The organism is Bacillus sp. G1(2015b) (genome assembly GCF_001482475.1).
Taxonomy (GTDB): domain Bacteria; phylum Bacillota; class Bacilli; order Bacillales; family Bacillaceae; genus Bacillus; species Bacillus safensis.
Genome location: NZ_LKIC01000028.1, coordinates 1 through 23,921 on the forward strand (window position 1 = coordinate 1; position 23,921 = coordinate 23,921).

The following is a 23,921-nucleotide window of genomic DNA, read 5'->3' on the forward strand; positions in this document are numbered from 1 at the left end:
AGGACTTAACCTATATTCTATTGTGAAGCATGAACATTGTTATCTAGTTTTGAGAGAACATTTTTAAAATATCTCTTGATTTATTTTTAATACATAGTATAATATCTTTTGTCACTAAATTGTCTGGTGATGATGGCGAAGAGGTCACACCCGTTCCCATACCGAACACGGAAGTTAAGCTCTTCAGCGCCGATGGTAGTTGGGGGTCTCCCCCTGTGAGAGTAGGACATCGCCAGGCTTTCTTCATTCCGCAGTAGCTCAGTGGTAGAGCTATCGGCTGTTAACCGATCGGTCGTAGGTTCGAATCCTACCTGCGGAGCCAATTTGGAGAGCTGTCCGAGTGGCCGAAGGAGCACGATTGGAAATCGTGTAGGCGGTAACCCCGTCTCAAGGGTTCGAATCCCTTGCTCTCCGCCACAATTTACATAATAAAGGGCCCGTTGGTCAAGCGGTTAAGACACCGCCCTTTCACGGCGGTAACACGGGTTCGAATCCCGTACGGGTCACCATTTTTATAGAATATATACCAGCATTTTTTATTCGGAGGATTAGCTCAGCTGGGAGAGCATCTGCCTTACAAGCAGAGGGTCGGCGGTTCGAGCCCGTCATCCTCCACCATATCTTTTATATCGTCGCGGGGTGGAGCAGTTCGGTAGCTCGTCGGGCTCATAACCCGAAGGTCGCAGGTTCAAATCCTGCCCCCGCAACCAAAATGGTCCGGTAGTTCAGTTGGTTAGAATGCCTGCCTGTCACGCAGGAGGTCGCGGGTTCGAGTCCCGTCCGGACCGCCATTTTTCAAAAGAATACTTGGCTCGGTAGCTCAGTTGGTAGAGCAACGGACTGAAAATCCGTGTGTCGGCGGTTCGATTCCGTCCCGAGCCACCACTATTTGCCGGTGTAGCTCAATTGGTAGAGCAACTGACTTGTAATCAGTAGGTTGGGGGTTCAAGTCCTCTTGCCGGCACTGTTTTTCAAATGTGGAGGGGTAGCGAAGTGGCTAAACGCGGCGGACTGTAAATCCGCTCCCTCCGGGTTCGGCGGTTCGAATCCGCCCCCCTCCACCATTTTTTATTTTCATAGGGGCATAGTTTAACGGTAGAACAGAGGTCTCCAAAACCTCCGGTGTGGGTTCGATTCCTACTGCCCCTGCCAATTATACTTTATAATTCATTACATCTATGGCGGTTGTGGCGAAGTGGTTAACGCACCAGATTGTGGCTCTGGCACTCGTGGGTTCGATTCCCATCAATCGCCCCATTTTATTATTGGGCTATAGCCAAGCGGTAAGGCAACGGACTTTGACTCCGTCATGCGTTGGTTCGAATCCAGCTAGCCCAGTTGATGTGCGGAAGTAGTTCAGTGGTAGAACACCACCTTGCCAAGGTGGGGGTCGCGGGTTCGAATCCCGTCTTCCGCTCCAATAATGGCGGCATAGCCAAGTGGTAAGGCAGAGGTCTGCAAAACCTTTATCCCCGGTTCAAATCCGGGTGTCGCCTTTTTTGAAAAGACTGCCGGGGTGGTGGAATTGGCAGACACACAGGACTTAAAATCCTGCGGTAGGTGACTACCGTGCCGGTTCAAGTCCGGCCCTCGGCACCATTTTTTTAATATAAGATGCGCTCTTTTATAATCATGCCGGTGTGGCGGAATTGGCAGACGCGCACGACTCAAAATCGTGTTCCTCACGGAGTGCCGGTTCGACCCCGGCCACCGGTATCAATTTTTCAGCAATACCAAGAGACTTCTACAATTGTAGAGGTCTTTTTTTTGTTTTATTTCACACGATTTTTCCTCTAACAATCGTATTCCTCAAGTCGTACGCTCCACAGTCAAGAAGGGGTGAAGAAATGGGGAGACGAAACAACTTCCTTTCTACAAATGAGCTTACAAAGATACGCAAGAACTCCAAGACGTATGACTTTGAAGCTTCTCTTGAGTTATTTATCGAGGATTGTAAATTAAGAAATTTACGACCTCACTCCATTAGTTACTATCTCAATGAATTAAAAGTATTTGAAAGGTATTTGCTTGAGCAAGAAATTTCAACCGCTCCAGACAGCATTACTCAAGAGGTCATTCAGAGGAACGTTGTCCTCCATATGAAGGAACAAGGCTTGAAAACTGTCTCGATTAATACCCGACTCAGAGCCATTCGTTCGTACTTTAATTTCCTGTATAAACAAAAGCATATTCGTAAAAACCCAGTTAAAGATATTAAGCTCCTTAAAGATAGGAAGGAAATTGTCCAGACGTTCTCAAATGAACAGCTCGAAAGGCTGCTTAAACAGCCAAACTTGAGGACGTTTACTGGGTTAAGGGATTATGTTTTAATGTTGCTCTTGCTCGAAACTGGAATAAGAGTAAATGAATTAATTGGAATTGCGCTTGGAGATATTTGATTAAAAGAGGGAGCTATCCATATAAGGAACTCTAAAACGTATCGAGAAAGGATTGTTCCAATTCAAAAGACTATGAAGGAGCAAATTGAGAAGTATATTGCTATTCGGGGGATTGTTGAAAGTACAAGCTTGTTTGTAACGATAGACGGGACAGCTTTAACAAAAAGACAGGTACAGAACAGAATTTCTTTTTATGGGAAAAACGCAAAGCTTGAGGGAGTACGTTGTTCCCCTCATACGTTTAGACATACTTTTGCTAAGCTTTCAGTCAAAGGAGGAGCTGGCATATTAGAGCTTCAACAAATTCTGGGGCATACGTCAATGGAAATGGTTAAAACATATGTGAATTTGTTTAGTGAGGACGTGAAAGAAAAGCATAAAAGCTTTAGCCCTCTCAAGGGTATTAAAACAAGACTTTAAAAAGGAAAAGGAGCTTCCCTCTCCAGTTTGGCGACCCGAGGGGAAACTCCTTCATACTTCTGGAGGACTCTGGACGAGACCTCTCTTTTGTTATTTTATCAAAGAGCAGGACTCAAGAGCAACCCTCCATTACTTGGAGGAAGAAAATGAATTGTATAAGGGAATATGAAACGTTTAACAGCGTTTTTGAAATGGACAGCTTTATTAGTGAAGCTCTGTCTTATTTTGAGTTGACTGAAATAGAAAGAAGGCTTTTAAGGTTGCTTGCTGGTTATTCAGTTAAGTTTATTGGAGTGAGCTTCCTCAAGGTTGCTTCCATGGCAGACGCTCTGGAAGTCAGCTCCAAGACGATACAAAGAGCTTTAAAGCGACTGAAAGAGTTTGGAATAATAAAGCGAGTAAGGACTCTCAGACCAAAAAGAGGGGGCTTTGGGGCTTCCCTTAATATTATTTGTCCTGTCGCGCTGTCCTATCGTTCGACCTCTGAGGAGGAAGCTCCAGAGCAAGAGCTGCAAGAGGTTAAACAAGCGAGCAAACGGAAAGAAACATTCTTTCTCAAAGCATTTCCAAAAGATTTAAAAGAATTACGACTCCAGACGAAAGCCGAGCTAGATTATACATATTTAAGCGAATTTGTCCCCGAGGACTTTACTCAAGCGGTTAAACCATTCTTGAGAGCTGAGGAAGCCTTCTCCCTTTGGGGTAAAGCTCAAGCGGTTGCTCGGAAGTATGCTCCAGAAGTTGAGGAGCTGACAGAGCCTGCAATAAGAGCGTTCAAATCTTCTGTCTTTGCCCAGAAAACGAGCAGGATAAAGGGAGGAAACTTTGGAGCTTACTTCTGGGGAGCTTTGACAGGAATTTTCTCACGAGAACAGAGGAAGCTGGCAGCAACAAGAAGCCCACTCTTATATAATTGGCTCGAAGAATAACAAATTTGCTGTTTTTATAATATTCTCTTATTCTGTATTTATATAGAAATTTAGAAATGTAATGGAGAGCTAAAAATGGTGAATGAATTATTTATTATGACTGGAGTAAGGATTACTGAAATGACGGAGGAAATGTCTCGACCTTATCATGACAAAGATAGCCATTATGAGGTGCTGATTAAGGACAAGTCTTTCGAGCTGATAAATTTTTTATTAGTCGGTAACTATGGCTCGTTAATCATTAAAGCGAAAAACCTCAAAACAGCCATGAAAGTATTTGAGTCAGTTAAATTACTTTTTGCATTTTGCGACTATATTTATGACGAGGATATGGCTCTATTCAGAATGGACAATAACTTGAACAATGGTAAGGACTTAAAAATTTATGACCTTAACCATAATAGAAATTCTCATGAGCGAGATTACTTAGAAAATGGAGTTATAATCGGGAATATTCGATTTAAGAAACTGGAGGAACTTCTAAAACTTATCGTTCGAGACAGCCGACTCAGAACAGCTCTGGCTTGCTTTTACCAAGCTCAAGAAACATACTACACTCATTTAGTCGGCTCGTATATTACTATGCACTCTCGTTTGGATTTGCATTATTACGAAACAGATGAGTACAGCTTTTTAAATGCAATTAATTACGAAAAGTTTTGTTCCTCGCTTACGTCAGCTTATAGGGGAATTGAAGCTATTATGGACTATAATTTCCGAGAAAGAATTTTTGAGAACGAACATTATAAGAAGGTCATTGACAATAGAATTGAAGGAGTCAAATGGAATACGAGATATTTAAAAGCCTTTGATAAAGTCAGATATGGAGACGTAAGTAAGAAGAGTTATGCAAAGGTATCTACAATGATAAAGAAATTCCTCCTTGCCAGAAACCGAGCTGGGCATGGAAAGGTTTATGCTGACCAAAAGAAAAACAACCCGATAACTATGGAGTTGACTCATGAAAGTAAGAGGTTTCTTGAGTTTTTAATTATTGAGTACATTGACAGCAAGATTGACATTAAGGAGATGTAACATAAAAAAAATTATACTCATTGTTGTTAGGTAAGGAATGAGGTTGTTTCTCTTGGGTTTAACTCTTGGGTTTGCCTTCTGAGGAAGCAAAAACTCTTTAACATTCCGCTCCATGAGGTCACTCCTTGTATTAAACACGAACAGAACTATTCCTTTTGGAGTTAAATGTTCGTCTTATGTGTTCGCCGTTGAGAACGCTACTTGAGCCAACTTCCCTTGTTCTACCTAACGAACAGAGCAAAACGAACGCTCTCAGTTTCTCTCCTTGAATGTTCGCTTTTCTGCTCTCCCCTTGAGTTGACCTCTTGAGCTGTCTCCGAGTTTCAAAACTAATTGAGTAATGAGACAGCCAAACAGCTCGCCTCTTTGCTCTGGAGTTGGCTTCTCAGCCCTCTCTCTGTTGAGAAAGCGACTCTGGACGAATTGAATTGTAGAGAGCAACTGAGGACGCTCTCAGAGAACTCTCAGCAAGCCCTTGAGGACGTTCGGGAGTTTTTATTATCCTTCCACATGGTTTCCTTTGCTCTGAGCGGCTCTTGAGTGCTTCTTTGAAGGTTACTCCCTCAGGCAGCTTCTCTTTTTATTTGTTTCAGTTCTTGCTGTCCTCTTGAGTCAGCTCTGGAGGTTTCCTCTCCTTTGCCAACGAACGAGCCGCTCTCCTCTGGAGCTGTTCTCTTGAGTTTACTCTGTCTGGAGCAAAACCCAAAGAAGACCAAAAGAAGGAGAGGGGGGCTGTCTCTGAGAACGCTTCTGAGCCGCTCTGGAGGGTTTCTATTGAGGAAGAAGCAAGCCAAGAGCCTTCCTTGAGTCGGGAAAACGCTGAGAGTGCCTTCTGGAGTCCTCTCTGGAGCTTTCCTCTGGAGCTTAACAATTGAGCCAGCCCCAAAGAGAAAAGAGGAGACGTTCTTTGGAGCGTTTTCAATAAGGTTGTATAATATTAGGGAAGGGAGAGGAACAAATATGTCGCTATATTCCATTGAGCAAAGTGCTGAAAATATTTATCACCCAAAAACGAGAGAATATTTTAATGAGGTTCTTCAATCGTATGTAAATGGAAGCTACCGCTCTGCGGTTGTAATGCTTTATTCGGTTGTCATGAGTGATTTAATATATAAGTTAAAAGACCTTAAAGAGCTTTATGACGACGATACAGCCAAATCAATATTAGAAAAGATAGAAGGGGAGCAAAAGAAAAATCCTTCAAATCCTGGAAGCTGGGAAGCTGTCTTAATCGAGGAAGTCAAAACAAGGACGCTCTTATTAGAACCAATAGATAAAATTAGTATTGATTCATTGAGATTGCATAGACATTTGTCAGCTCACCCAGTTTTAACTCAACAGGATTTACTTTCAACTCCCAACCAAGAAACTGTAAGAGCACTTATAAGGAATATGCTTGAAGGGTTGCTGGTGAAAAATCCTGTAATGTCTAAGAAAGTATTTGATATGATAGTTGAGGATTTATCTCAGCATAAGAATTTCTTTACTGAGGACTCTGCCCTTGAAGGTTACATAGAGTCCAGATATTTAAAAAACACAAATGAACAAATGATTAATGCTATTTTTAAAGAACTTTGGGGAATTACTTTCAATTGTAAGAGCGACCCTTGTAGGTTGAATAGAAATATAAATTATCGAACCTTAAAAATTCTTTATAAAAAATTTAGAGCCAGCTTATTAAAATATATTGAGGAAAACCCAATTCCTTTTAATAAGTTTAAAGAGGAAGAGGAAAGCGTTTTATTAAGGCTAACTGAGTTTTATGGTAACAACCCCGAAATGTATCAATTTGTAGAGAGCCATAACGAAGTTAAGCTTAAAGCTCAAATTGATAAGCATTGGAAATTTAAAATTAGGTCTCCTTTCTTGAGAGAGAATATGAGAGAACATTTTAGTTATATGATTAAAGACATTCATTGGACTGAACAAACTTTTTATGAGGAAAAGTTTTACGAGAGTCATATTTTAGATAAGGCTGAACGGGACTTATTATACAAGTGGGCTTCCGAAAATGAATGCTTAGATAAGTATTATGATTTGGTCATTGAGCAATTTACTCATAGTAGCAGCTTTGATACAGCGGATTATAACTTTGGAATATTCATTAAGCAAAACTTAAAACAATTCAATCGTGAACAATTCTTAGCTCTTTTTGACGGTATAAATAGCAACCGTCAATGTCATGCTCATAAGTACGCAAAGGACAATAACACAGAGATTAAAGTCCATGCTGACTTAATTCTTGGTTCGAATTTTGACTATGAAGAAGAATATCCAAATGTTGAATTTATAGAGAGTAAAGAAAAGTAAAGCGGAATAAGGGGAGGGCAGCTCCCTTTCGAAAAGGATAAGGGAATGAGAATTAAGGAGATAGCCATGATTTGTTATGCTTGCCAAAAAGAACTTACTAAAGAGAATGAGACTGAGGAACATATAATTCTAAATGCTCTCGGAGGTAAGCTTAAATCCAAAAAGTTAATTTGCAAAAGCTGTAACTCTAAATTTGGAAGCGACATTGATGACAAATTATCAAGACAATTGCAGCCAATATCAACTTTGTTAAATGTCAAACGAGATAGAGGGAAGCCACAAAATGTTAAGGCTAAGCATGGTTCTAAAGAGATACTAATTGAGCCAGGAGGAAAAATGAAACTTAGCCGAGCTTATCATGAAATAGACGGTAATGTTTATCATATTGAAGCTCCTTCTATTGGAGAAACAAGGAAAGTCCTTCTCGGTTTAAAGAGAAAATATCCGCAAATTGATATTGATAAAGCTTTAGAAAACGTTGAGACAACAATAGATAAAAACGTTAATGCAAAAATTGAAATGAATTTTGGAGGGTATGAGATTTCAAGAGCCTTTTGTAAAATGGCTGTTAATTTCTTCATTTTCCATGGCGGCAATCCAAATGATATTCAGCATTTGCTCCCATTTATCCAAGGCAAAGAAGAAGAAGCTGAGGTTTATTATTTCTATCCAAGGAACGAAATCTTTAACAAAGGAGCAGAGGAAATTCTTCATTCCATAATACTCAAAGGAGACAAACTGAGAAAGCAATTATATGTTTTAATAGAGCTTTTTAATGAGTTTAAAATGCTTGTTTTCTTGAGTAGGGATTATCAAGGTGAAGACTTGTATGAAAGTTATCATTACAACTTAGTCACCAATGAAATTTTAGAGTATGAGACTGACTTTATGATTACTCCCAAGGAGCTTAAGAAGTCGATTTCAAAGGAAATTGATGAAGCAAAGTTTCTGGAAAGATTGAGGTATTTGTTCCAGCAAATTCGTGACGTTAATGTAAGTAGAAAAATCCATGAAATTACAACCTCTTCAATGGACGAGCTAATTCAAAAGTTTCCTCAAGAAGAAAATCCTTATTTTACAGAAGAAATGATAAACATATATACTAAAACTGTAATCGAAAAGTATTTATCCGTTTTTCAAAAATAAATAAATGAGTTGGGTTTCTTCCTATTATAATACTTCACAGGTTTTCTCTGGGGAATAAAACTGGGGCTTGGCAACTCAAAAAAATTCGTGTAATGTTATCTTATAAATAAGTCGTACGATACGAGCCAAAGAGGAGTCCTCTTGGTTGTTGAAATATAAAGGCTGGTGAGGGTAAGAATGGCAAGCACGACTCAAAATCGTGTTCCTCACGGAGTGCCGGTTCGACCCCGGCCACCGGTATCTAGTTTTAGATATTCTTTATTATCGTCAAATACAGAAGAATTAAGGAATATCAACGTTTAAAACGTCTTTCTACATATTGTAGGAGGGCGTTTTTATTTGTTTTTTAGCTGATTTTTCACACGAAAATATCACTTCAAATTGTGTTAAAAGGAGATTATCTTTTACTTTATTAATGGTTACCTTATTATTAAACTAAAAGGGCAGGATAATTGAAGAAGGATGAGATAAATTGTACATAGGAGAGGTGTTGTCATGATTACGGTTAAAAATGCTGAAAGTTATCTTAAAGATACCATTGGTGAAGATATCGATGATATAAAAAAGGTTTGGGAAACATTTAAGGCTTTTTCAAAGGAGACAGTTGAGGGCGAAGAAGATAAAGAAATTTTATTTCAGTGTGGTGTCTATGACTTTACAGGAGAGGAACTATTTCATTTTGACCTTGTACGTCAGTTTACAGTTTATGAAGAAGATGATTATTCTCACATGGAACAACTACACTGTGAATTTTTATTTAAACCAACAAGCGAGTTAAAAAAGTTAAAGGTGGTAGAAGAATGGTCAATGGATTATGACGATATCGATCATTTTTTTAATCATATTGAAAGTATTCATGAGTTTAAAATACCTTTGAGTTTAAAGCCGATAAAATCAGAAATATATCAAGAAGAACTTTGATTGTTATTTCATAAACGGGTACTTTACTTTAAGAGGGTATACCTTGCCTTTTAGGAATAATTTATCATGGATTGCCGGTTCAGCTCCGGCCATCGGTATCTATTAAAAGTTTCATGATTGGTTTTTACCGTGAACCTAACGTTTCACCCTTGTGGTAAACGTTTTTTTGTGGTTATTAAAAATAGAAAACTATTAGAAAATAATGAGCATATACTTCTTTTAGCAGAATAATCTTTAGATGATTTGCAACATTTGATAAGATACATTTAACCATGTAAGGTAGCACATTCACATAAAACAGTGTACAACCTTTGTGTAACTAAATGAATATTTGGGGATACATACACATCTATAGCTGACATCATCATTGTGACCCAATTTTAGGGGAGAATTTATGAAAAAACAAAATGACCATGAAGAGTTATTGACAGGTGGCAATGTCTCGAACGTATATCGTTCGGGAGATACGGTTCGTCGAGAAGTAAAGTCAGACAATATCAATATACGAAAGCTGCTAAAGCATTTAGAAAAAAAGAATTTCTCCTATGCTCCAAAGTTTTTAGGGGTTGATGAAAAAGGTAGAGAGATCTTGTCTTTCATTGAAGGCGTAGCTGGCCATGATTCCTTAAAAGAATACATGTGCTCTCACCAAGCCTTAAAAGAAATAGCGAGGATGCTTAGATTGTATCATGATGCTGTTTGTGATTTTCCCATTTCAGACGATTGGGAACGAATGGACAATACGCCTAACAACATAGAGGTTGTATGTCATAATGATTTTGCTATGTACAATATCATTTTCAATAACGAAAAACCAGTAGGAATTATTGATTTTGATGTAGCTGCTCCTGGTCCAAGGCTTTGGGATATCGCATATACTCTGTATACATGTGTACCTATCAGTAGGTTTTTTCGCACCAAAACAGGAGATATCGTGAACTATCATTCATCAGACCATGCAGACCAGATAAAACATAGAGTCAAACTGTTTTTTGAAGCTTATGGTGAGGAAATAGCAGAAGATTATTTGGATATGGTGCTGTTGCGTTTAAAAGGGTTATGTCAGTACATGAAACGAAAAGCGAGTGAAGGGGATATCGCTTTTCAAAACATGATTCATGAGGGGCACCTTGAGCATTATCAAAAAGACATTCAATTCATTCATGAACATAGAAAAGATTGGATGTAAAACTACTTCCCTTTAAATAAGAAGTCAAAAGAATGAATGTAAAGAGGCGGCGTTGTTATTGCAAACGAAGACGATATTACAGACCATCATTGAAGACGAGGGATCACATGATTATCCTCTTTTTAGACAGTACTGTGTGAGAAAAGAACAGGGCCTGCGTAAAGATGCGCTAAAAGTTCTTCAGGCCTTTATTGAAGAGATGAAAGAGAACGATTTTGAAGTACAGCGTTTATTTGTTGCTTGGCTGTTTGAGAAGATTGAACGGTTTGAGGATGGTCATCATTTGCTTGTGTATCCATTGATAATTGGGGTGATTCAACCTGTTCTGCAAGAGTGGGAGAAGGTTGACCCAATGGATGTAAGACCATATCGCTGGCAGGGCTTGTTTGTACATCAGGGAGAAGGGCTGCCCTATTTATTGAAGGCGCTAGAGCTTGGGGGCAGCAAGGAGCAGCGTGTGATTGTTCAAATTTGTGAAATCTATTTATCGGCCTTGTGGTATTCGTTTCATCATATACATGAAGATCTTTATTTAAGCACCTATGAGAAAGACCAAGAGCGAATTCAAGGTATTGAAGATGTCATGATGCTGATTGAAGATAAGAGGATTCGATCTAATGTTGAAAAACAAGCAGCCTATTATGATCAGCTTTTATCGGACTGGAAGAAATTTCAGCAAACGGAGACAAGAGGCTTCATGAAATGGTGTGCGGAGCGTAAGAAGCCGTATGAGTGGGTAGAGGCTTTTTATTATCAACAATAGATGAGGAAACGGCAGAATTCATTCTGCCGTTTATTTATACCATATTCGTTCTATTTCTACATGATCTGGTTTGAAATATTTCAGGATATAGACATCTGGATTGCTTAGTTTCTCCCACTCCTCGAATCCAATCGTTGGATCGGCGTGTTTAAGAAGCAGGCTCATGATATTGCCATGTGTGATGAATAGGGTATGATCTTTTTCTAATATTATTTGTTCGTGGAGCGCTTCTACAATACGATTCATGGCTTCTTGGCTCGATTCTCCGCCTTCACAGGTCATATGTAAGTCTGTAAAACTGAGCTTTAGCTTCTCATACCAATTGTCTATTGGCTTACTGCTTAACACACGTTCAGAGAGGCGTTGATCGATTTTTATCTCGAGCTGTTTTGCATGAGCAAGGGGCTCAGTAGTTTGGATCGCTCGTTTATAAGGACTTGAGATAATCTGATTGAGATGAATGCTGGAAAAAAACTGTGACAGTTCGTGAGATTGAGTGATGCCTTGTGGCGTTAAAGCTGCATCTTTAGATTGTCCATCTGCTTGGCAGTGTCTGACGATATAATATGTTTTCATTGGATACACCTTTCATTGAGTATAAAAAAATCATCCAGTATTGGATGAGGATTTGCGAAGATCTAGGTAAGCTTGTTCGTATCTGTTTCTTTATAGGGATCTGTGAGCTTGGAGGTCAGGTCTAGGTTGAACAAAAAATCATCGACGGTGTCTGTGCCAAAGGGAAGTGTGGAGAAGCTGATTGGGATGCTGTCTTCTTGCTTTTCTGAAGCGACTTGCTGTGCAGGCTGCTTTTTTCTCCAGTTCTTAAACAAGCGCATGTGAGGCCCCCTTTTCTTTGAAAAAGATGGATTTATACATAATATACGGGGAGAGTCGTCCAGGCGTCAAATGTTTTCTTCAAAAGAAACGATTCAATTGGTAAAAAAAAGAGCCACAGGAAAGTGCGGCTCTTGTTGTTTCAGTTTACATTGCGCGTTGTAATGCTTGTAGTAATTTACGTTCGCATCTTAAGTTGTATCGCTTCTTATGGAGTTTCTCCGTTTTAAACCTGCCTATGAGACGCCGGACACCGGGATCATAAATGATGAGCTCCCTGCAAGTTTGATCATGTAATAGTGCTTTAAACCAGCTATATTTTTTGAGATGTGCTGCGTTCCTCGAGATCTCCTCTTCATCCACTTTTAGAAAAGGGATATACACAGCAAGTGAAAAGATGTCTAAAATGAATCCCATTTTGCTTCCTCCTTTCGCTTAGGAGAAGGCAAGGTTTCATTCAATAAACGTTAAAAACAATCCCAGTGCATAAACCATTCTTTTGATTCTTTGTCATAATAGAAATACATCGTGCCGTTATCACCAATCATGAAACGAGGTTTTTCTTCTGAGGCGATTTGCAGCATGAATTCGCCTTGTTGTTGATGGGGTGGGGATTGAATATACGCCCCATACCCACCGATTTTTGTGAACGAATAATTTGTGTATTGATTAAAGAAGTGGTCCGTCGCTTCTTCACTTTCGTTTACTTCTGATAAATCGACATATGACCATGCTTCTTCCCAGCAAGGGAAGTCCCTTTGTTCACTTTCGTTCCATTGGATTTGAAAGGGTTTGAGTCCTCTTACTTCTTCAGGAGTCTCAGCTACTTCTAAACCTTCGATTGATGCATATTCAATGATCTTCCAGCCTTCGCCGTTTTTGGTGATATCAATCGGAAGTGCTTTCTGGTTGAGGAAAATTTGAATCAGCTTACACTCATTGAAGCCGTTCATTCCTCCTGGCACTTCTGGTAAATAAATTTGTAAGATCGGAATCATGGCACCATCTTGATCTTTCGGCCAGCCCTGATGAGGATCGATGAAAAAATGGCCTGCAAACCAGCTGTGTACAGCTGGATCAGGACGGAACCCGCCTATTTTGGCGATGGCTGGCGTTTTCCCAATTAGATTTAATTCTTGAAAAGCTTTGATCTCCATCTAATGTCCCTCCAGCTGTTAGCCTGCAATGTGTGCATCATGAAATGTGCCATTTATATTTCCTGTGATAATAATGACATGTCCCCAAAATAAATCACCGTCATGATAGTAGACTTCAAACTCTCCCTCAGGGTAAACATGCAGGCTTTCAAGTGAAATGCGGCTCATAAATTGATTCAGTGTAAGTTCTTCTTGCTTTTCAACTGATTCGTCTTGTTCCTGCCAATCCTTTGCTAGATCTATCAGCTGATTCGCGGCAAATGATTTAATAGAAGAATCCCATTTGGCTTGTTCTGGTATGAGTTGTTTTGCTGTAGAAAGTGAGTCATTTATTTTTTCATCTTCTTCGAGGTTGAAGTAGAGAAGGCACTCTTCATTGCTCCATTGGATCGTCTTTTCAAATAAGTCTAGTCCTTTCACTAGCTCAAAGGTTCCAAGTGTATCATCATGATAAAACACAGGCTTTTGGGCTTGTTCTAAAATTTCTTGAAGTGCTTGATCCTTTGTATCTGTATTGATCAAAGATACAAGCATGAATTCACCTTCGCCCTTTCGGGCCTGAAGTGTAACGATTGATTCTTTATGTAATTGTGACTGCTTTTCCCTTAATCCTTCGTCATCTGTTAACCAGCAAAGTCTTACATTTTCGTTTGTGATATGGCCGTTTTCCTTCCAGGCAATTAGTGGAATAGAAGCGGTCCAAAGAGGTGCCTGTCCTGCTTTCCCTGCCCCTACGCCAGAAGGTCCTGTCACAGCTATAATAGTGACTATATCTTCTGAAAATCTTCCTTCAAAAGTGTTGATTTGTTTGTTAATCTTCATGTGATGTCCTCCAGCTCGATATTTTTGTTATGAACATAAGGATGATATGATCAAAATCTACCTCTTAATCACACCGCACTTTAGTAGGGGAAATCAAGCTTTTTTTGTTTAAAACTGTTTTTTTAGGAGGTACATGGATTAATGAAGGTTGAGTCACAATAAAAGAAGCATGGATCGAATTTTGTATAAATTTGGGTAAGTGAGTCGAAAAGCCTAGGTGATTCTTCCTTTTCTTTATAATTACTTTGACACGAATAGATGAAAAAAGTAAAGTAATACTGAGTGATTTACAAAACCTTCTTCATCCACTAAAACATGAAGTGTGCGTAAATTTAATGTAAATGGATATTTTTCCTTTTATTTACTCGTATTTTTTTTGAAACTTATGATGCCTCTCGTTCGTTATATTAAAGGAGCGCATGTATCCGGCGGAGACAGAGCATCGGAATGCTTGACGAAGAAGATTTACATTTGCAAAATGAATGTAAATTTTTTATGATTTCATTTATATCAGAACGATGATAAGAAAGAAGAGGTTTTATGAAAAAAATATTTGCGAACAAATATAGCTTTTTTGTTTTGGCTGTCCTATTATTCTGGGCTAAATCATACACAGCCTACAAAATGGACTTTAATTTAGGAGTAAAAGGTTCTTTTCAAGAGGGGCTTCTCTTATTGAATCCATTTAGTTCAGCCATTGTGTTTTTTGGACTTGCTCTCTTTTTGAAGGGGCGTAAATCTGCCATTGTTTTAATTGTTATTGATTTTATTATGACCGCACTTTTATATGCAAATGTAGCGTATTACCGTTTCTTTGATGACTTTTTGACTTTCTCAACAATGAAGCAGGCAGGAAATCTTGGGGGAGGCATGACTGGCGGTGTGTTAGCAAGCATTAAGCCGCATGACCTTTTATACTTCCTTGATATCATCATCTTGATTGCGATTGTCATTTGGAGACCGGAAGTGAAGAAGTTCCAAATGAAAAAGACGTTTGCACTGCTGATTGTAGCTGCAGGTATTGGACTGTTCTTTGTAAACCTTCATTTGGCTGAAAAGGATCGTCCAGAATTATTAACGAGAACCTTTGATCATAAGTATGTTGTCAAATACTTAGGTGTTTACAATTATACGATTTATGACGGGGTACAAGCAGCACAAAACGCAACGCAGGTTGCAAATGCAAGCAGTGAAGATTTAACGGATGTTGTGAACTATACGTCTTCTCACTATGCGAAGCCAAATGTAGAGTATTTTGGAAAAGCAAAAGGTAAAAACATTATTAAAATTCATTTAGAAAGCTTCCAGTCTTTCTTAATTGACTACAAATTAAATGGAGAAGAAGTGACGCCATTTTTAAACAAACTGGCTCATGGGAAAGATGACTTTACGTATTTCGATAACTTTTTCCATCAGACTGGTCAAGGGAAGACATCTGATGCTGAGCTGATGATGGATAATAGTATGTTTGGCTTGCCAGAGGGAGCAGCATTTGTGACAAAGGGTGAAAATACCTTCCAATCACTACCTGCCATCCTAGATCAAAAAGCAGGCTATACGAGTGCAGTGCTTCACGGGGACTATAAATCTTTCTGGAACCGTGACACGATTTATAAACATATGGGAATTGATCAATTCTTTGATGCTTCCTATTACAACATGGATGAAGAAAACCTTGTGAATATGGGTCTGAAGGATAAACCGTTCTTCAAAGAATCAATTCCAATGCTAGAATCAATGAAAAAGCCATTTTATGCACATTTAATGACACTGACAAATCACTATCCATTTAATTTAGATGAAAAAGATGCGACAATCGCTAAGGCAACAACGGGCGATAAAACAGTCGATAACTATTTCCAAACAGCAAGATATTTAGATGAGTCATTAGAGCAATTCTTCAAAGACTTGAAAAAATCAGGTATGTATAAAGACTCAGTCATTTTATTGTATGGTGACCATAACGGTATTTCTGAGAACCATAACCGTGCAATGAGTGAAATTCAAGGGAAAGAAATCACTCCTTATCAAAATGCACAAAACCAGCGTGTTCCGCTCATGATTCGTATTCCTGGTAAGAAGGGCGGCGTGAACCATACGTATGGTGGTGAAGTCGACGTGATGCCAACACTTCTTCACTTACAAGGTATCGATTCAAATGAATTCGTGAATTTTGGAACAGACTTATTCTCTAAAAAGCATGATGAGACTGTTGCCTTCCGTAATGGAAACTATGTGACACCGAAATACACACTTGTCGATAATACCGTTTATGATACGAAAACGGGTAAAGTGGTGAAACAAAATAAAAAGACAGAGGCGATTAAAGCCCGTGTTGATAATCAGTTAAGTCTTTCAGATAAAGTGCTCTATAGGGATCTTCTTCGATTCCATAAGTTATCTGATTTCAAACCAGTGAATCCATCGGATTATTTCTATGGTAAAGCAAACAAAGAAAAAGAAGCGGATTCTTCTGCTAACTAACTGAGTTTTGGGCAAGCACAGAAAGGTGCTTGCCTTTTTCTCTCTCTTTGCTTGATTTGTTGGCAAAATATGTTTATATTTAGGGAGAAACAAGCGTGATGCTGGCTGGCAGTTGGTGACACACATTTCGTCCTTGGGGAATTCAGGAGGAGCTTATGACAACAAATACAAAAACACAAAAAAAGAAATCAGAATTATGGGGCTGGATCAAAGCCATCTTAATCGCATTTATTGCTGTTTTTATCATTCGGAACTTTTTATTCGCACCGTACATTGTGAAAGGGACTTCTATGGACCCAACACTGCATAACACAGAGCGGGTGTTTGTGAATAAAACGGTTGATTATTTCGGTGATTATAAACGGGGACAGATCATTGTTCTTGATGGGGAAGACCGCAGCACTCATTATGTCAAACGATTGATTGGTTTACCTGGTGATAAAATTGAAATGAAAAATGATCAGCTATTTGTTAATGGGAAAAAAGTGGCAGAGCCTTACTTAGCGTCAAACAAAAAGAAAGCAGCGGCAGATGGTACTTTGCTGACACCTGATTTTGGCCCTCTGACTGTTCCAAAAGGAAAGTACTTTGTCATGGGGGACAATCGCCAAAATTCAATGGACAGCCGCAACGGCTTAGGTCTTTTTACAAAGCGTGATATTCAAGGAACTACCTCATTTGTATTTTATCCTTTCCAAGACATTCGCTTACTCAATCATTAATAAACAAGAAAAAAGCACACAGCCGTGTGCTTTTTTCTATGTCATTCAGACTGACTTTTTGTAATCGCCTGTTCAAGATCTGCAAGAATATCTTCAATCGCTTCTGTTCCAACGGATAAACGAATGAGCTCTGGTGTGACACCTGTCGCTTTTTGTTCTGTCTCGCTTAATTGTTGATGCGTTGTGCTGGCAGGATGAATGATGAGAGATTTAGAATCACCCACGTTTGCGAGATGGGAGAAAAGTTTCACAGAATCAATGAGCTTTTTACCTGCTTCGCGTCCACCTTTGATACCGAATGTGAGGATTGCGCCTTGTCCTTTTGGTAAATAGGTTTGAGCAAGTTCATAGGATTCGTGACTTTCAAGGCCCGGATAGCTTACCCAATCGACAAGAGGATGATCCTGTAAGAACTGTGCTGTTTTCAACGCATTTTCACTATGCCGCTCAAGACGAAGGTGTAATGTTTCTAAGCCTTGCAGAAGTAAAAATGAGTTGAATGGCGACAGAGCTGCCCCTAAATCACGTAAGAGCTGTACTCGTGCTTTTGTGATATAAGCCGCTTCTCCAATCGCTTCTGTATATGTCAGACCGTGATAACTTGGATCTGGTTCAGTCAGCCCTTTGAACTTATCGCTGTCAGCCCAAGGGAATCGGCCGCTATCAACGATGACACCGCCAATTGATGTACCATGACCGCCAATAAATTTCGTCGCTGAATGGACGACAATGTCTGCACCGAACTCAATAGGTCTTAATAAATAAGGGCTGGCGAGTGTATTGTCCACAATAAGCGGGATATGATGCTTGTGTGCAATGGCTGAGATGGCTTCAATATGTAAAATGTCACCTTTTGGATTCCCAATGCTCTCTGCATACACTGCCTTTGTTTTGTCTGTGATCGCTGCTTCAAGTTCTTCAAGGTTGGATGAGTCGACGAATTTTACTGTAATGCCGAGTTTTTTGAGTGTATGGGCAAATAAATTGTAGGTGCCGCCATAAAGACTGCTTGAGGAAACGATTTCATCCCCGGCTCCTGCAATGTTTAAAATAGAATAAGTCGTCGCTGCTTGCCCAGAAGAAACAGCAAGTGCACCAATCCCACCTTCAAGCTCTGCGATACGCTTTTCAAATACGTCATTTGTCGGGTTCATAATACGTGAATAAATATTTCCTGAAAAATGTATTTTTAAGGTTTTATGTGTATTAATAAGTTTCTGCTAAACATTGTTATATCAACGTTTGTGTTGTTTTAATATTTTTTGTTCCCCTTGTGTCACTGCCAGTTTATAAAAAAATGTTACCTTTTTTGTTACCTTTCTTTCAAGAGTGATGAAAGTGCAGATACGGCTTCAGTTTGCATAGTTGGCAGCACATGAGCATATGTGGTTAGAGTTATGACTACGCTACTGTGACCTAAACGTTCAGAAACAACTTTCGGGTTGATCTTACGTTCTAATAGTAAAGTTGCGTGGGTGTGTCGAAAATCATGTATTCTTATTCGTGGAAGGTCAATGGATTGCATGTCTTTCCTATATGCTGTTCGGACATTGGGTTGCTGGAGGACGTTACCATGACGTGTACAAAAGATTAGATCATTGTCAGTATAAGAGTCTTTAAATTTCTCCTTATTTCTGTTTATGGTGTCTTTAAGACTGAATATATAGTTAGCAGTTTCAGCGTCTATTTCAACATTCCTCAAACTGGATTTAGTTTTCCCTCCAGTTTCTAAAAGGCCATTATTGTTGACGGTTTGTCTAATAGACAATACATAGCCTGTAGAAGTCTCAGTAATGTCTTTCCAGCGAAGACCCAATGCTTCACCAATTCTCATGCCAGTCATTAATAAAGTACGATATAGAACATGATAAGTCATATCCTTAGATTCGTCCAAAAATTTCGCAACCTGTTTTGAATTCCATACTTGAAACTCTCTTTGCTTTATTCTAGGCAGAGGTACGTTACTTGCAACATTTTTGCTTATGAATTCTTGCTCTGCTGCATGTTTAAGGGAATCGTTTAAAACACCAATTATTTTCCTAATATATTTAGCTGAGTACGTGTCTAATTCTGAAATCATATCAACTATATGTTCCCTTGTTAATGAACCTAACTGAATGTTTCCTATGTGTGGATACAGTATGCTTTTTCCGATGTTTTTGTAATCCCTCAAGGTAACTTCTTTAACTGTTCCTTCTTTTTCTGTTCGAACCCACTCATCAAAGTATTCCGAAAAAGTTTGTTTAGATGGTTCTGCGTATTGCCCTTTTTTTAATTCGTTTTGATATTCAAGTAAAGCTTGTTTTGCTTCTTTAACTGATTTAAACCCCATCTTCTTTTTTTGTTTTCGTTTGTTGTTTTTGTCTTTACCCAGGTCAATCATTATATAATAGTGGGTTTTGCCATTCTTTTTGTATTCGTAAATATTACTCGCTCTCGCCATGCTCCTCCTCCTCTTTCGTGATAGACATATTCTCTATTTCGTTTTTTGCTTCATTAAGTACCTGGAAAAGCTGATGTATTTTTTCAAGCTCTTTATCGATTATAGGCATAGCAACACTTAACACACGCTTGTGTATATGCGTAGCAAGACTTTCTGCAGTTTCAATATCTGCTTTTGTTAATGTGTTTATTATCAAACTTGACCTTTCTAATTTTCGCATAACATCCGCAGCTCTTTCTTTGTGCTCTTCCGAAGAAGGAGGTCTTACCGAATCCATTAATTGAGCAATATTATTACTAAGGTCATCTTCAATTGAATTTGAAACATTCTCTTTCTTAGTTTCTTGTTTGTTGTTATATGTTTCTTCAAGGGTCTGACGACTAGGTTTTTTGTAGAAATAAAAATATACAATCTTGTCAATGTCTTCTTGATCTGTCCCAAGTACATTTAGAAGCTGTCTTGCTCCCATTTCATTGATACTTTTAATTCGCCCACTTTCTATTTGACTTATATAAGAATCACCTTTGCCTAATTCTCGCGATAAATCCCTAGCGTTAATTCCTTTTTGTTTACGATAGGACTTCAAAAATTCTCTGAAGTATGGAGCGTTCTTTAAAATCATTTCAATACTTGTCATTTATAACACCTCTACAGAAGATCATAACACAATGATTTTGAATAACAAATGAATAATTCGCAACAAATATCAATAAAAAATAACAATGAATAATTGTGCGTATTTGCGTAAATTATTGTTGTATTTTGTTTGTTATGGTGTTACTATAAGATTAAGCAATACAAAACAACACTAAAGGAGAGGAATTAATGCAAGGAGCTATCACACTATTAACGGTAAAGGATGTTCAAAATCATCTGAAGATTGGAAAGAATAAGGCTTACACGATGGTTCATGATTTTTATGAAAATGGTGGAGGGTTTAAGGTTATAAAGATCGGAGAGAAGGGATACAGAATCCCTGAAAGCTCATTTGTTAACTGGATTAATAACCTTATAGATTCAACAAAATAATACATACATAAGCAACACCCTATAACATAATCGGAGTGATCCAAATGAACAGTTTCTACATATCTAATAGAAAAATAGACTGGCACTACTCCAACTCAACCTAGATCAACAGGCTTTAAATTCGTTCTTTGAAAATTAAATAAACTTTTTTTGCATTATTGTCTTACGAATACCAAAAAACGTTTACTTTTGATGACAGTACTATTGAGATAAAAACATCAAAAGATACGATGTATAAAAAAGGCAGGTGAATTATAATGAGAGATATGCAAAACTTCTCATCTTGGCAACTAGCACAAAACATAATGATGCATGAGTTCATAGCGCAGAATGACGATCTAATAGACCGATTTCCATTATGGCTTCAGCACAACAGGCATATCAAAGAATTTGACTTGCTCCCAAAGAGTGAAATCAACAAGATGATCAAGCTATTTGATCCTGCAGCTGATGTTGAGATAGATAGAACATTGCAATTCATATAGAGGAAACTAGGGGGATATTGGATTGAGCAAATTAAAAGCATTCATCAAAAGCAAGTGTGAAGACGATTCTTCGCTTGCAGCAAAATTGGCATCTATTGCAGGTTACTCTCAAACATCAGGATTGTACAAATTTCTTAATATCAGTGGAAAAGAAACGAGTGACTTGCAGATGATCATTGATATGATAAAAGAAATTGATCCAGATAGAGAGATTGATTTGATGTGTGACTACATATTCACGCTTGATCCAGGTAAACAATGTGCAAGACAGGCTTTGGAATACTTGTCTGTTAACGCTCAAAGTGAAAAGCTTGATGATTATATCGAATTTGTTTTAAGTAACACTGGGAATGCTAAAACCATAGAGTGGGCAAAGACGTACAAGTTACAAAGGGATGCAGAAAAAGGTCTAGTGAATTTTGAAAATTTAATCAGATCACTAGGGAACTTAAAACTAAAGACTGAAGAAATGCAGGTCTACAGTATGATCATCCCAATGTATCCAGCATTATGGAACAACTATTTCAATAGACTTGAATCATTATCTGAAAATGTTTTTATTGATAATCTGGAAGATTCGTATGTTAAACAATCATTCCACAGTAGGTTGTTGTTACTTCTAGCCAACTGTGCTTTTAACCAAAATCAGCTTGATAAGGTTCATTACTACACAAGCTACGGCATCCTCAATTCAAATGTTAGAAGAATCACAGCATATTCTTACTTAACTCAAGGCAACTCTTTAATGCTTACTGATTACTCAACAAGCAAGCGTTGTTTTCTCTCAGCTTTAGAACACTCAACTGAAAATAGAGAGAGATCAATTCAAGCATTAAGAAGCTTGTGCTTCCTTGAAAACTTATGGAGTAAAGAAAATAAATGGTTACAGTATGACTCAGATGAAATCACTGATAGACAAGAAGTGGCTCACGCTTACATCCGCAAGGGAGAACTAGAGCTCGCTAAATCAATTTTAGATAGCCTAGAAGCCGAGGAACACGATGACAACCAGTTAGGTATGCATATGTACCTCAAAGGCTTGTTACATAGCTCAGAGGACTATTTCTATAAGTCTATTAGACACTTCAAATTAAGTGGTGACAAATTCTCTGTTGGCTTTCCATTGCTTGAACTTGAAAAGTTAGGCGCAGATAAACTCATTCTAGAAGTATTGGCAATTTAACAAAAAAACTTGTCACTTGAAGGGAGGTGAAAAAATGAAAAAAGTATTCGCACTTACTATTGTAGCTGCTGCAATTTTCTTTGGAGGCGTTGCTACAGGTACACAAATTAATACTGCTTCTGACTACAGCACAGCTGGATTTGGTCGTGGCGCTTAATTAAATGTTTTACATATTAGAAAGGTGGGGAGATTGAATCCCTGCCTTTTTGATATATCGGACGATGTCGTCCGTTTTGATCTTAAAACAAAAGGAGAAATAGATATGAAATTTTTTAAGGAAAACATTAGTGATTTTGGAGTGATTTGATAAAATATGGTTGAAGAAAGTGAAACTTTGAAAAAGGAGATATAAAAATGACCAAAAGAAAAGAAATTACTTCAAATAGTTTTGAACAATTGTTAACCGATTCATTATTTATTAATAAGAATATTCGTATGCTTGGTTTCGATGAGGGGGAAATGGTTGCTAAATATTCATTAAAGGGCAGGATCTATTTTTCTAATACTTGGCTACCATTGTCTGAAACAGAAGATGTAAAGTCACTTCTAAATGAAATTGCCTTAGTGGATGAAGTTTTCTTGTACACAGAAGATTACGGAGCATCTATTCGTCAAGATGAATATATCGGACATAAAATCACTGACTCGCATATTGAAATTCGCTTTAATAATGGCCAAGTAAGAAAGTTGTACTTTTGATAAAACTTTAATTTTATTCAGAAATGGAGAAAACGAATGAAACGATCAAAATATTTTTTCTGCTACTCACATCACGTACATAAGAAACTTTTAGAAGCTGGATGTAATTTTGTATGTAAAGCATTTACACAGCAACAGAGAGTGTTCTGGCTTTATGAGAACGATGAAAAGGTTAGTGGAGTACTAAGTGAAGTGAAACCAAAGAATGCCTAGAATGGCCAATTAAGCAGTAATACATAGACAGGAGAATGCCTATTGAATAAAACCTTTAAAATACAAATTGCGAATGATGTTGTTAGAAACCCTGACATTTCAAGTGAAGAATTTTCAGTTTATGCTGTTCTGATAAGGCTTTACTTCTCTAAAAAGGAGAAAGTGAATCCGATTCAAGTTAACCATAAGCGAATTAGCGAACGATTGGGAATACCAAAGAATGAGACTTTGAAAAAATACATAAATGGGCTTTATGAGAAAGAATTGATACTTAATAAGGTTGATGCATTACCGAGAAAAGGCTTAATAGGTATAACGCTAAATGAATCCCGACTACCTGTAAAGGGTAGCAATATAGCTTTCACTCAAACCACTGAGAGCATTGTATCATCCGAGTGCGTGTCGCAAATTAAAATGAAGGGTATAAGGCTCTACTTCTATTTAAAAAGCTACATGGACACAAGGCAAACTCCTTCATTTGCTTATCCAGGTATGGATAGGATTTCCGCAGAAACGGGAGTTGCAAAAAACACCATTAGAAAACATTTATCTCTAATGAAAAACAAAAGGTTTATTGATATTCAACATTCGGATAAGCAAAGTTCTGCAGAGTCTTATTATGGTGAAGACGATCAAGTTATTACCACTGGATATCAGAACAAGTACTTTTTATATGATCATCACATCGATGAATATGCACGAAAGAATAGCGTTTTATCATGTGGTTGAAACCCAGTG

22 protein-coding genes, 17 tRNA genes, 1 rRNA gene and 1 pseudogene are annotated in these 23,921 nt (G+C 38.2%); 33 read left to right on the plus strand and 8 right to left on the minus strand.

All coding sequences use genetic code 11. The annotated features are described in order from the left end of the window. Positions 1 to 122: 122 nt before the first annotated feature. From rrf to AMR95_RS14705, 26 genes and pseudogenes are all read left to right on the plus strand, one after another. Positions 123 to 238 (plus strand): 5S ribosomal RNA (rrf, locus tag AMR95_RS14580). Between the two features lie 9 nt (positions 239 to 247). Then, a tRNA-Asn gene (locus tag AMR95_RS14585) sits at positions 248 to 322 on the plus strand. 4 nt (positions 323 to 326) lie between these two features. After that, positions 327 to 417, plus strand: a tRNA-Ser gene (locus AMR95_RS14590). A gap of 17 nt (positions 418 to 434) precedes the next feature. Then, positions 435 to 509: transfer RNA gene (locus AMR95_RS14595), tRNA-Glu, on the plus strand. Between the two features lie 33 nt (positions 510 to 542). Continuing rightward, positions 543 to 618: transfer RNA gene (locus AMR95_RS14600), tRNA-Val, on the plus strand. A 15-nt stretch (positions 619 to 633) separates the two neighbouring features. Then, a tRNA-Met gene (locus AMR95_RS14605) sits at positions 634 to 710 on the plus strand. A gap of 4 nt (positions 711 to 714) precedes the next feature. Beyond that, positions 715 to 791 (plus strand) — tRNA-Asp (locus AMR95_RS14610). 18 nt (positions 792 to 809) lie between these two features. Continuing rightward, a tRNA-Phe gene (locus tag AMR95_RS14615) sits at positions 810 to 885 on the plus strand. A 6-nt stretch (positions 886 to 891) separates the two neighbouring features. Next, positions 892 to 964 (plus strand) — tRNA-Thr (locus tag AMR95_RS14620). 15 nt (positions 965 to 979) lie between these two features. Beyond that, positions 980 to 1,064 (plus strand) — tRNA-Tyr (locus AMR95_RS14625). Positions 1,065 to 1,078: 14 nt separating this feature from the next. Beyond that, positions 1,079 to 1,152 (plus strand) — tRNA-Trp (locus tag AMR95_RS14630). A 29-nt stretch (positions 1,153 to 1,181) separates the two neighbouring features. Next, positions 1,182 to 1,257: transfer RNA gene (locus AMR95_RS14635), tRNA-His, on the plus strand. 9 nt (positions 1,258 to 1,266) lie between these two features. Then, a tRNA-Gln gene (locus AMR95_RS14640) sits at positions 1,267 to 1,338 on the plus strand. A gap of 7 nt (positions 1,339 to 1,345) precedes the next feature. Beyond that, positions 1,346 to 1,420, plus strand: a tRNA-Gly gene (locus AMR95_RS14645). Positions 1,421 to 1,425: 5 nt separating this feature from the next. Beyond that, positions 1,426 to 1,496, plus strand: a tRNA-Cys gene (locus AMR95_RS14650). A 14-nt stretch (positions 1,497 to 1,510) separates the two neighbouring features. After that, positions 1,511 to 1,599 (plus strand) — tRNA-Leu (locus AMR95_RS14655). 35 nt (positions 1,600 to 1,634) lie between these two features. Then, positions 1,635 to 1,716: transfer RNA gene (locus tag AMR95_RS14660), tRNA-Leu, on the plus strand. A 131-nt stretch (positions 1,717 to 1,847) separates the two neighbouring features. Beyond that, positions 1,848 to 2,819, plus strand: a pseudogene (locus tag AMR95_RS14665) (tyrosine-type recombinase/integrase). A gap of 146 nt (positions 2,820 to 2,965) precedes the next feature. After that, positions 2,966 to 3,748, plus strand: a complete 783-nt coding sequence (locus AMR95_RS14670; protein ID WP_058838697.1) for an Lrp/AsnC family transcriptional regulator — start codon at positions 2,966 to 2,968, stop codon at positions 3,746 to 3,748. A gap of 75 nt (positions 3,749 to 3,823) precedes the next feature. Further along, positions 3,824 to 4,783: a hypothetical protein gene (locus AMR95_RS14675; RefSeq protein ID WP_058838698.1), complete on the plus strand. Its 960-nt coding sequence runs from the start codon at positions 3,824 to 3,826 to the stop codon at positions 4,781 to 4,783. A gap of 825 nt (positions 4,784 to 5,608) precedes the next feature. Then, entirely contained in the window at positions 5,609 to 7,093 is a 1,485-nt protein-coding gene (locus AMR95_RS14685; protein ID WP_156414547.1) for a hypothetical protein, read from the plus strand. A 45-nt stretch (positions 7,094 to 7,138) separates the two neighbouring features. Beyond that, positions 7,139 to 8,239 (plus strand): HNH endonuclease, encoded by a 1,101-nt coding sequence (locus tag AMR95_RS14690; RefSeq protein WP_082672253.1) that lies wholly within the window; start codon positions 7,139 to 7,141, stop codon positions 8,237 to 8,239. Positions 8,240 to 8,400: 161 nt separating this feature from the next. After that, a tRNA-OTHER gene (locus AMR95_RS19145) sits at positions 8,401 to 8,479 on the plus strand. A gap of 255 nt (positions 8,480 to 8,734) precedes the next feature. Further along, positions 8,735 to 9,160, plus strand: coding sequence for a hypothetical protein (locus AMR95_RS14695; protein WP_058838702.1), 426 nt, complete (start codon positions 8,735 to 8,737; stop codon positions 9,158 to 9,160). Between the two features lie 394 nt (positions 9,161 to 9,554). Next, positions 9,555 to 10,349 carry a phosphotransferase gene (locus AMR95_RS14700; RefSeq protein WP_058838703.1) on the plus strand — a complete coding sequence of 265 codons (795 nt, stop codon included), beginning with the start codon at positions 9,555 to 9,557 and terminating at the stop codon, positions 10,347 to 10,349. Positions 10,350 to 10,407: 58 nt separating this feature from the next. Next, positions 10,408 to 11,112 (plus strand): hypothetical protein, encoded by a 705-nt coding sequence (locus AMR95_RS14705; protein ID WP_058838704.1) that lies wholly within the window; start codon positions 10,408 to 10,410, stop codon positions 11,110 to 11,112. A 30-nt stretch (positions 11,113 to 11,142) separates the two neighbouring features. Here the strand turns inward: AMR95_RS14705 and AMR95_RS14710 are convergent, their stop codons facing one another. The 5 genes from AMR95_RS14710 to AMR95_RS14730 all read right to left on the minus strand — a co-directional run bounded on the left by AMR95_RS14710 (position 11,143) and on the right by AMR95_RS14730 (position 13,925). Then, the gene (locus tag AMR95_RS14710) at positions 11,143 to 11,688 is read right to left on the minus strand and encodes a histidine phosphatase family protein (protein WP_058838705.1); all 546 of its coding nucleotides are present in this window, start codon (positions 11,686 to 11,688) and stop codon (positions 11,143 to 11,145) included. A gap of 62 nt (positions 11,689 to 11,750) precedes the next feature. Then, entirely contained in the window at positions 11,751 to 11,948 is a 198-nt protein-coding gene (locus AMR95_RS14715) for a hypothetical protein (protein WP_058838706.1), read from the minus strand. Between the two features lie 145 nt (positions 11,949 to 12,093). Then, the gene (locus tag AMR95_RS14720) at positions 12,094 to 12,363 is read right to left on the minus strand and encodes a hypothetical protein (RefSeq protein WP_058838707.1); all 270 of its coding nucleotides are present in this window, start codon (positions 12,361 to 12,363) and stop codon (positions 12,094 to 12,096) included. A 50-nt stretch (positions 12,364 to 12,413) separates the two neighbouring features. Then, positions 12,414 to 13,103 (minus strand): DUF1963 domain-containing protein, encoded by a 690-nt coding sequence (locus AMR95_RS14725; RefSeq protein ID WP_058838708.1) that lies wholly within the window; start codon positions 13,101 to 13,103, stop codon positions 12,414 to 12,416. A gap of 18 nt (positions 13,104 to 13,121) precedes the next feature. Beyond that, positions 13,122 to 13,925 carry a DUF2262 domain-containing protein gene (locus AMR95_RS14730; protein WP_058838709.1) on the minus strand — a complete coding sequence of 268 codons (804 nt, stop codon included), beginning with the start codon at positions 13,923 to 13,925 and terminating at the stop codon, positions 13,122 to 13,124. 540 nt (positions 13,926 to 14,465) lie between these two features. Here AMR95_RS14730 and AMR95_RS14735 point away from each other — a divergent pair. After that, entirely contained in the window at positions 14,466 to 16,409 is a 1,944-nt protein-coding gene (locus AMR95_RS14735; RefSeq protein ID WP_058838710.1) for an LTA synthase family protein, read from the plus strand. 155 nt (positions 16,410 to 16,564) lie between these two features. Continuing rightward, positions 16,565 to 17,131, plus strand: coding sequence for a signal peptidase I (lepB, locus tag AMR95_RS14740; protein WP_047202849.1), 567 nt, complete (start codon positions 16,565 to 16,567; stop codon positions 17,129 to 17,131). Between the two features lie 41 nt (positions 17,132 to 17,172). Here lepB and AMR95_RS14745 read toward each other — a convergent pair whose 3' ends face one another. From AMR95_RS14745 to AMR95_RS14755, 3 genes are all read right to left on the minus strand, one after another. After that, on the minus strand, positions 17,173 to 18,342 hold the full coding sequence (locus AMR95_RS14745; RefSeq protein ID WP_269435010.1) for a homocysteine synthase: 1,170 nt from the start codon (positions 18,340 to 18,342) through the stop codon (positions 17,173 to 17,175). 101 nt (positions 18,343 to 18,443) lie between these two features. Then, positions 18,444 to 19,574 (minus strand): tyrosine-type recombinase/integrase, encoded by a 1,131-nt coding sequence (locus tag AMR95_RS14750; protein WP_058838711.1) that lies wholly within the window; start codon positions 19,572 to 19,574, stop codon positions 18,444 to 18,446. Next, the gene (locus AMR95_RS14755; RefSeq protein WP_058838712.1) at positions 19,558 to 20,211 is read right to left on the minus strand and encodes a helix-turn-helix domain-containing protein; all 654 of its coding nucleotides are present in this window, start codon (positions 20,209 to 20,211) and stop codon (positions 19,558 to 19,560) included. The genes AMR95_RS14750 and AMR95_RS14755 overlap by 17 nt, the downstream gene beginning before the upstream one ends. Positions 20,212 to 20,399: 188 nt before the next feature. Between AMR95_RS14755 and AMR95_RS14760 the strand changes: the two genes are divergently transcribed. From AMR95_RS14760 to AMR95_RS14780, 5 genes are all read left to right on the plus strand, one after another. Further along, entirely contained in the window at positions 20,400 to 20,603 is a 204-nt protein-coding gene (locus AMR95_RS14760; RefSeq protein WP_058838713.1) for a helix-turn-helix domain-containing protein, read from the plus strand. 507 nt (positions 20,604 to 21,110) lie between these two features. Then, a complete protein-coding gene (locus AMR95_RS14770) occupies positions 21,111 to 22,271 on the plus strand; it encodes an AimR family lysis-lysogeny pheromone receptor (RefSeq protein WP_058838715.1) in 1,161 nt (386 codons plus the stop codon). 34 nt (positions 22,272 to 22,305) lie between these two features. Beyond that, positions 22,306 to 22,428: a hypothetical protein gene (locus tag AMR95_RS19525; protein WP_269435007.1), complete on the plus strand. Its 123-nt coding sequence runs from the start codon at positions 22,306 to 22,308 to the stop codon at positions 22,426 to 22,428. 197 nt (positions 22,429 to 22,625) lie between these two features. Continuing rightward, positions 22,626 to 22,970 carry a hypothetical protein gene (locus tag AMR95_RS14775; RefSeq protein WP_058838716.1) on the plus strand — a complete coding sequence of 115 codons (345 nt, stop codon included), beginning with the start codon at positions 22,626 to 22,628 and terminating at the stop codon, positions 22,968 to 22,970. A gap of 255 nt (positions 22,971 to 23,225) precedes the next feature. After that, the gene (locus tag AMR95_RS14780; protein WP_058838717.1) at positions 23,226 to 23,912 is read left to right on the plus strand and encodes a hypothetical protein; all 687 of its coding nucleotides are present in this window, start codon (positions 23,226 to 23,228) and stop codon (positions 23,910 to 23,912) included. Positions 23,913 to 23,921 lie beyond the last annotated feature (9 nt).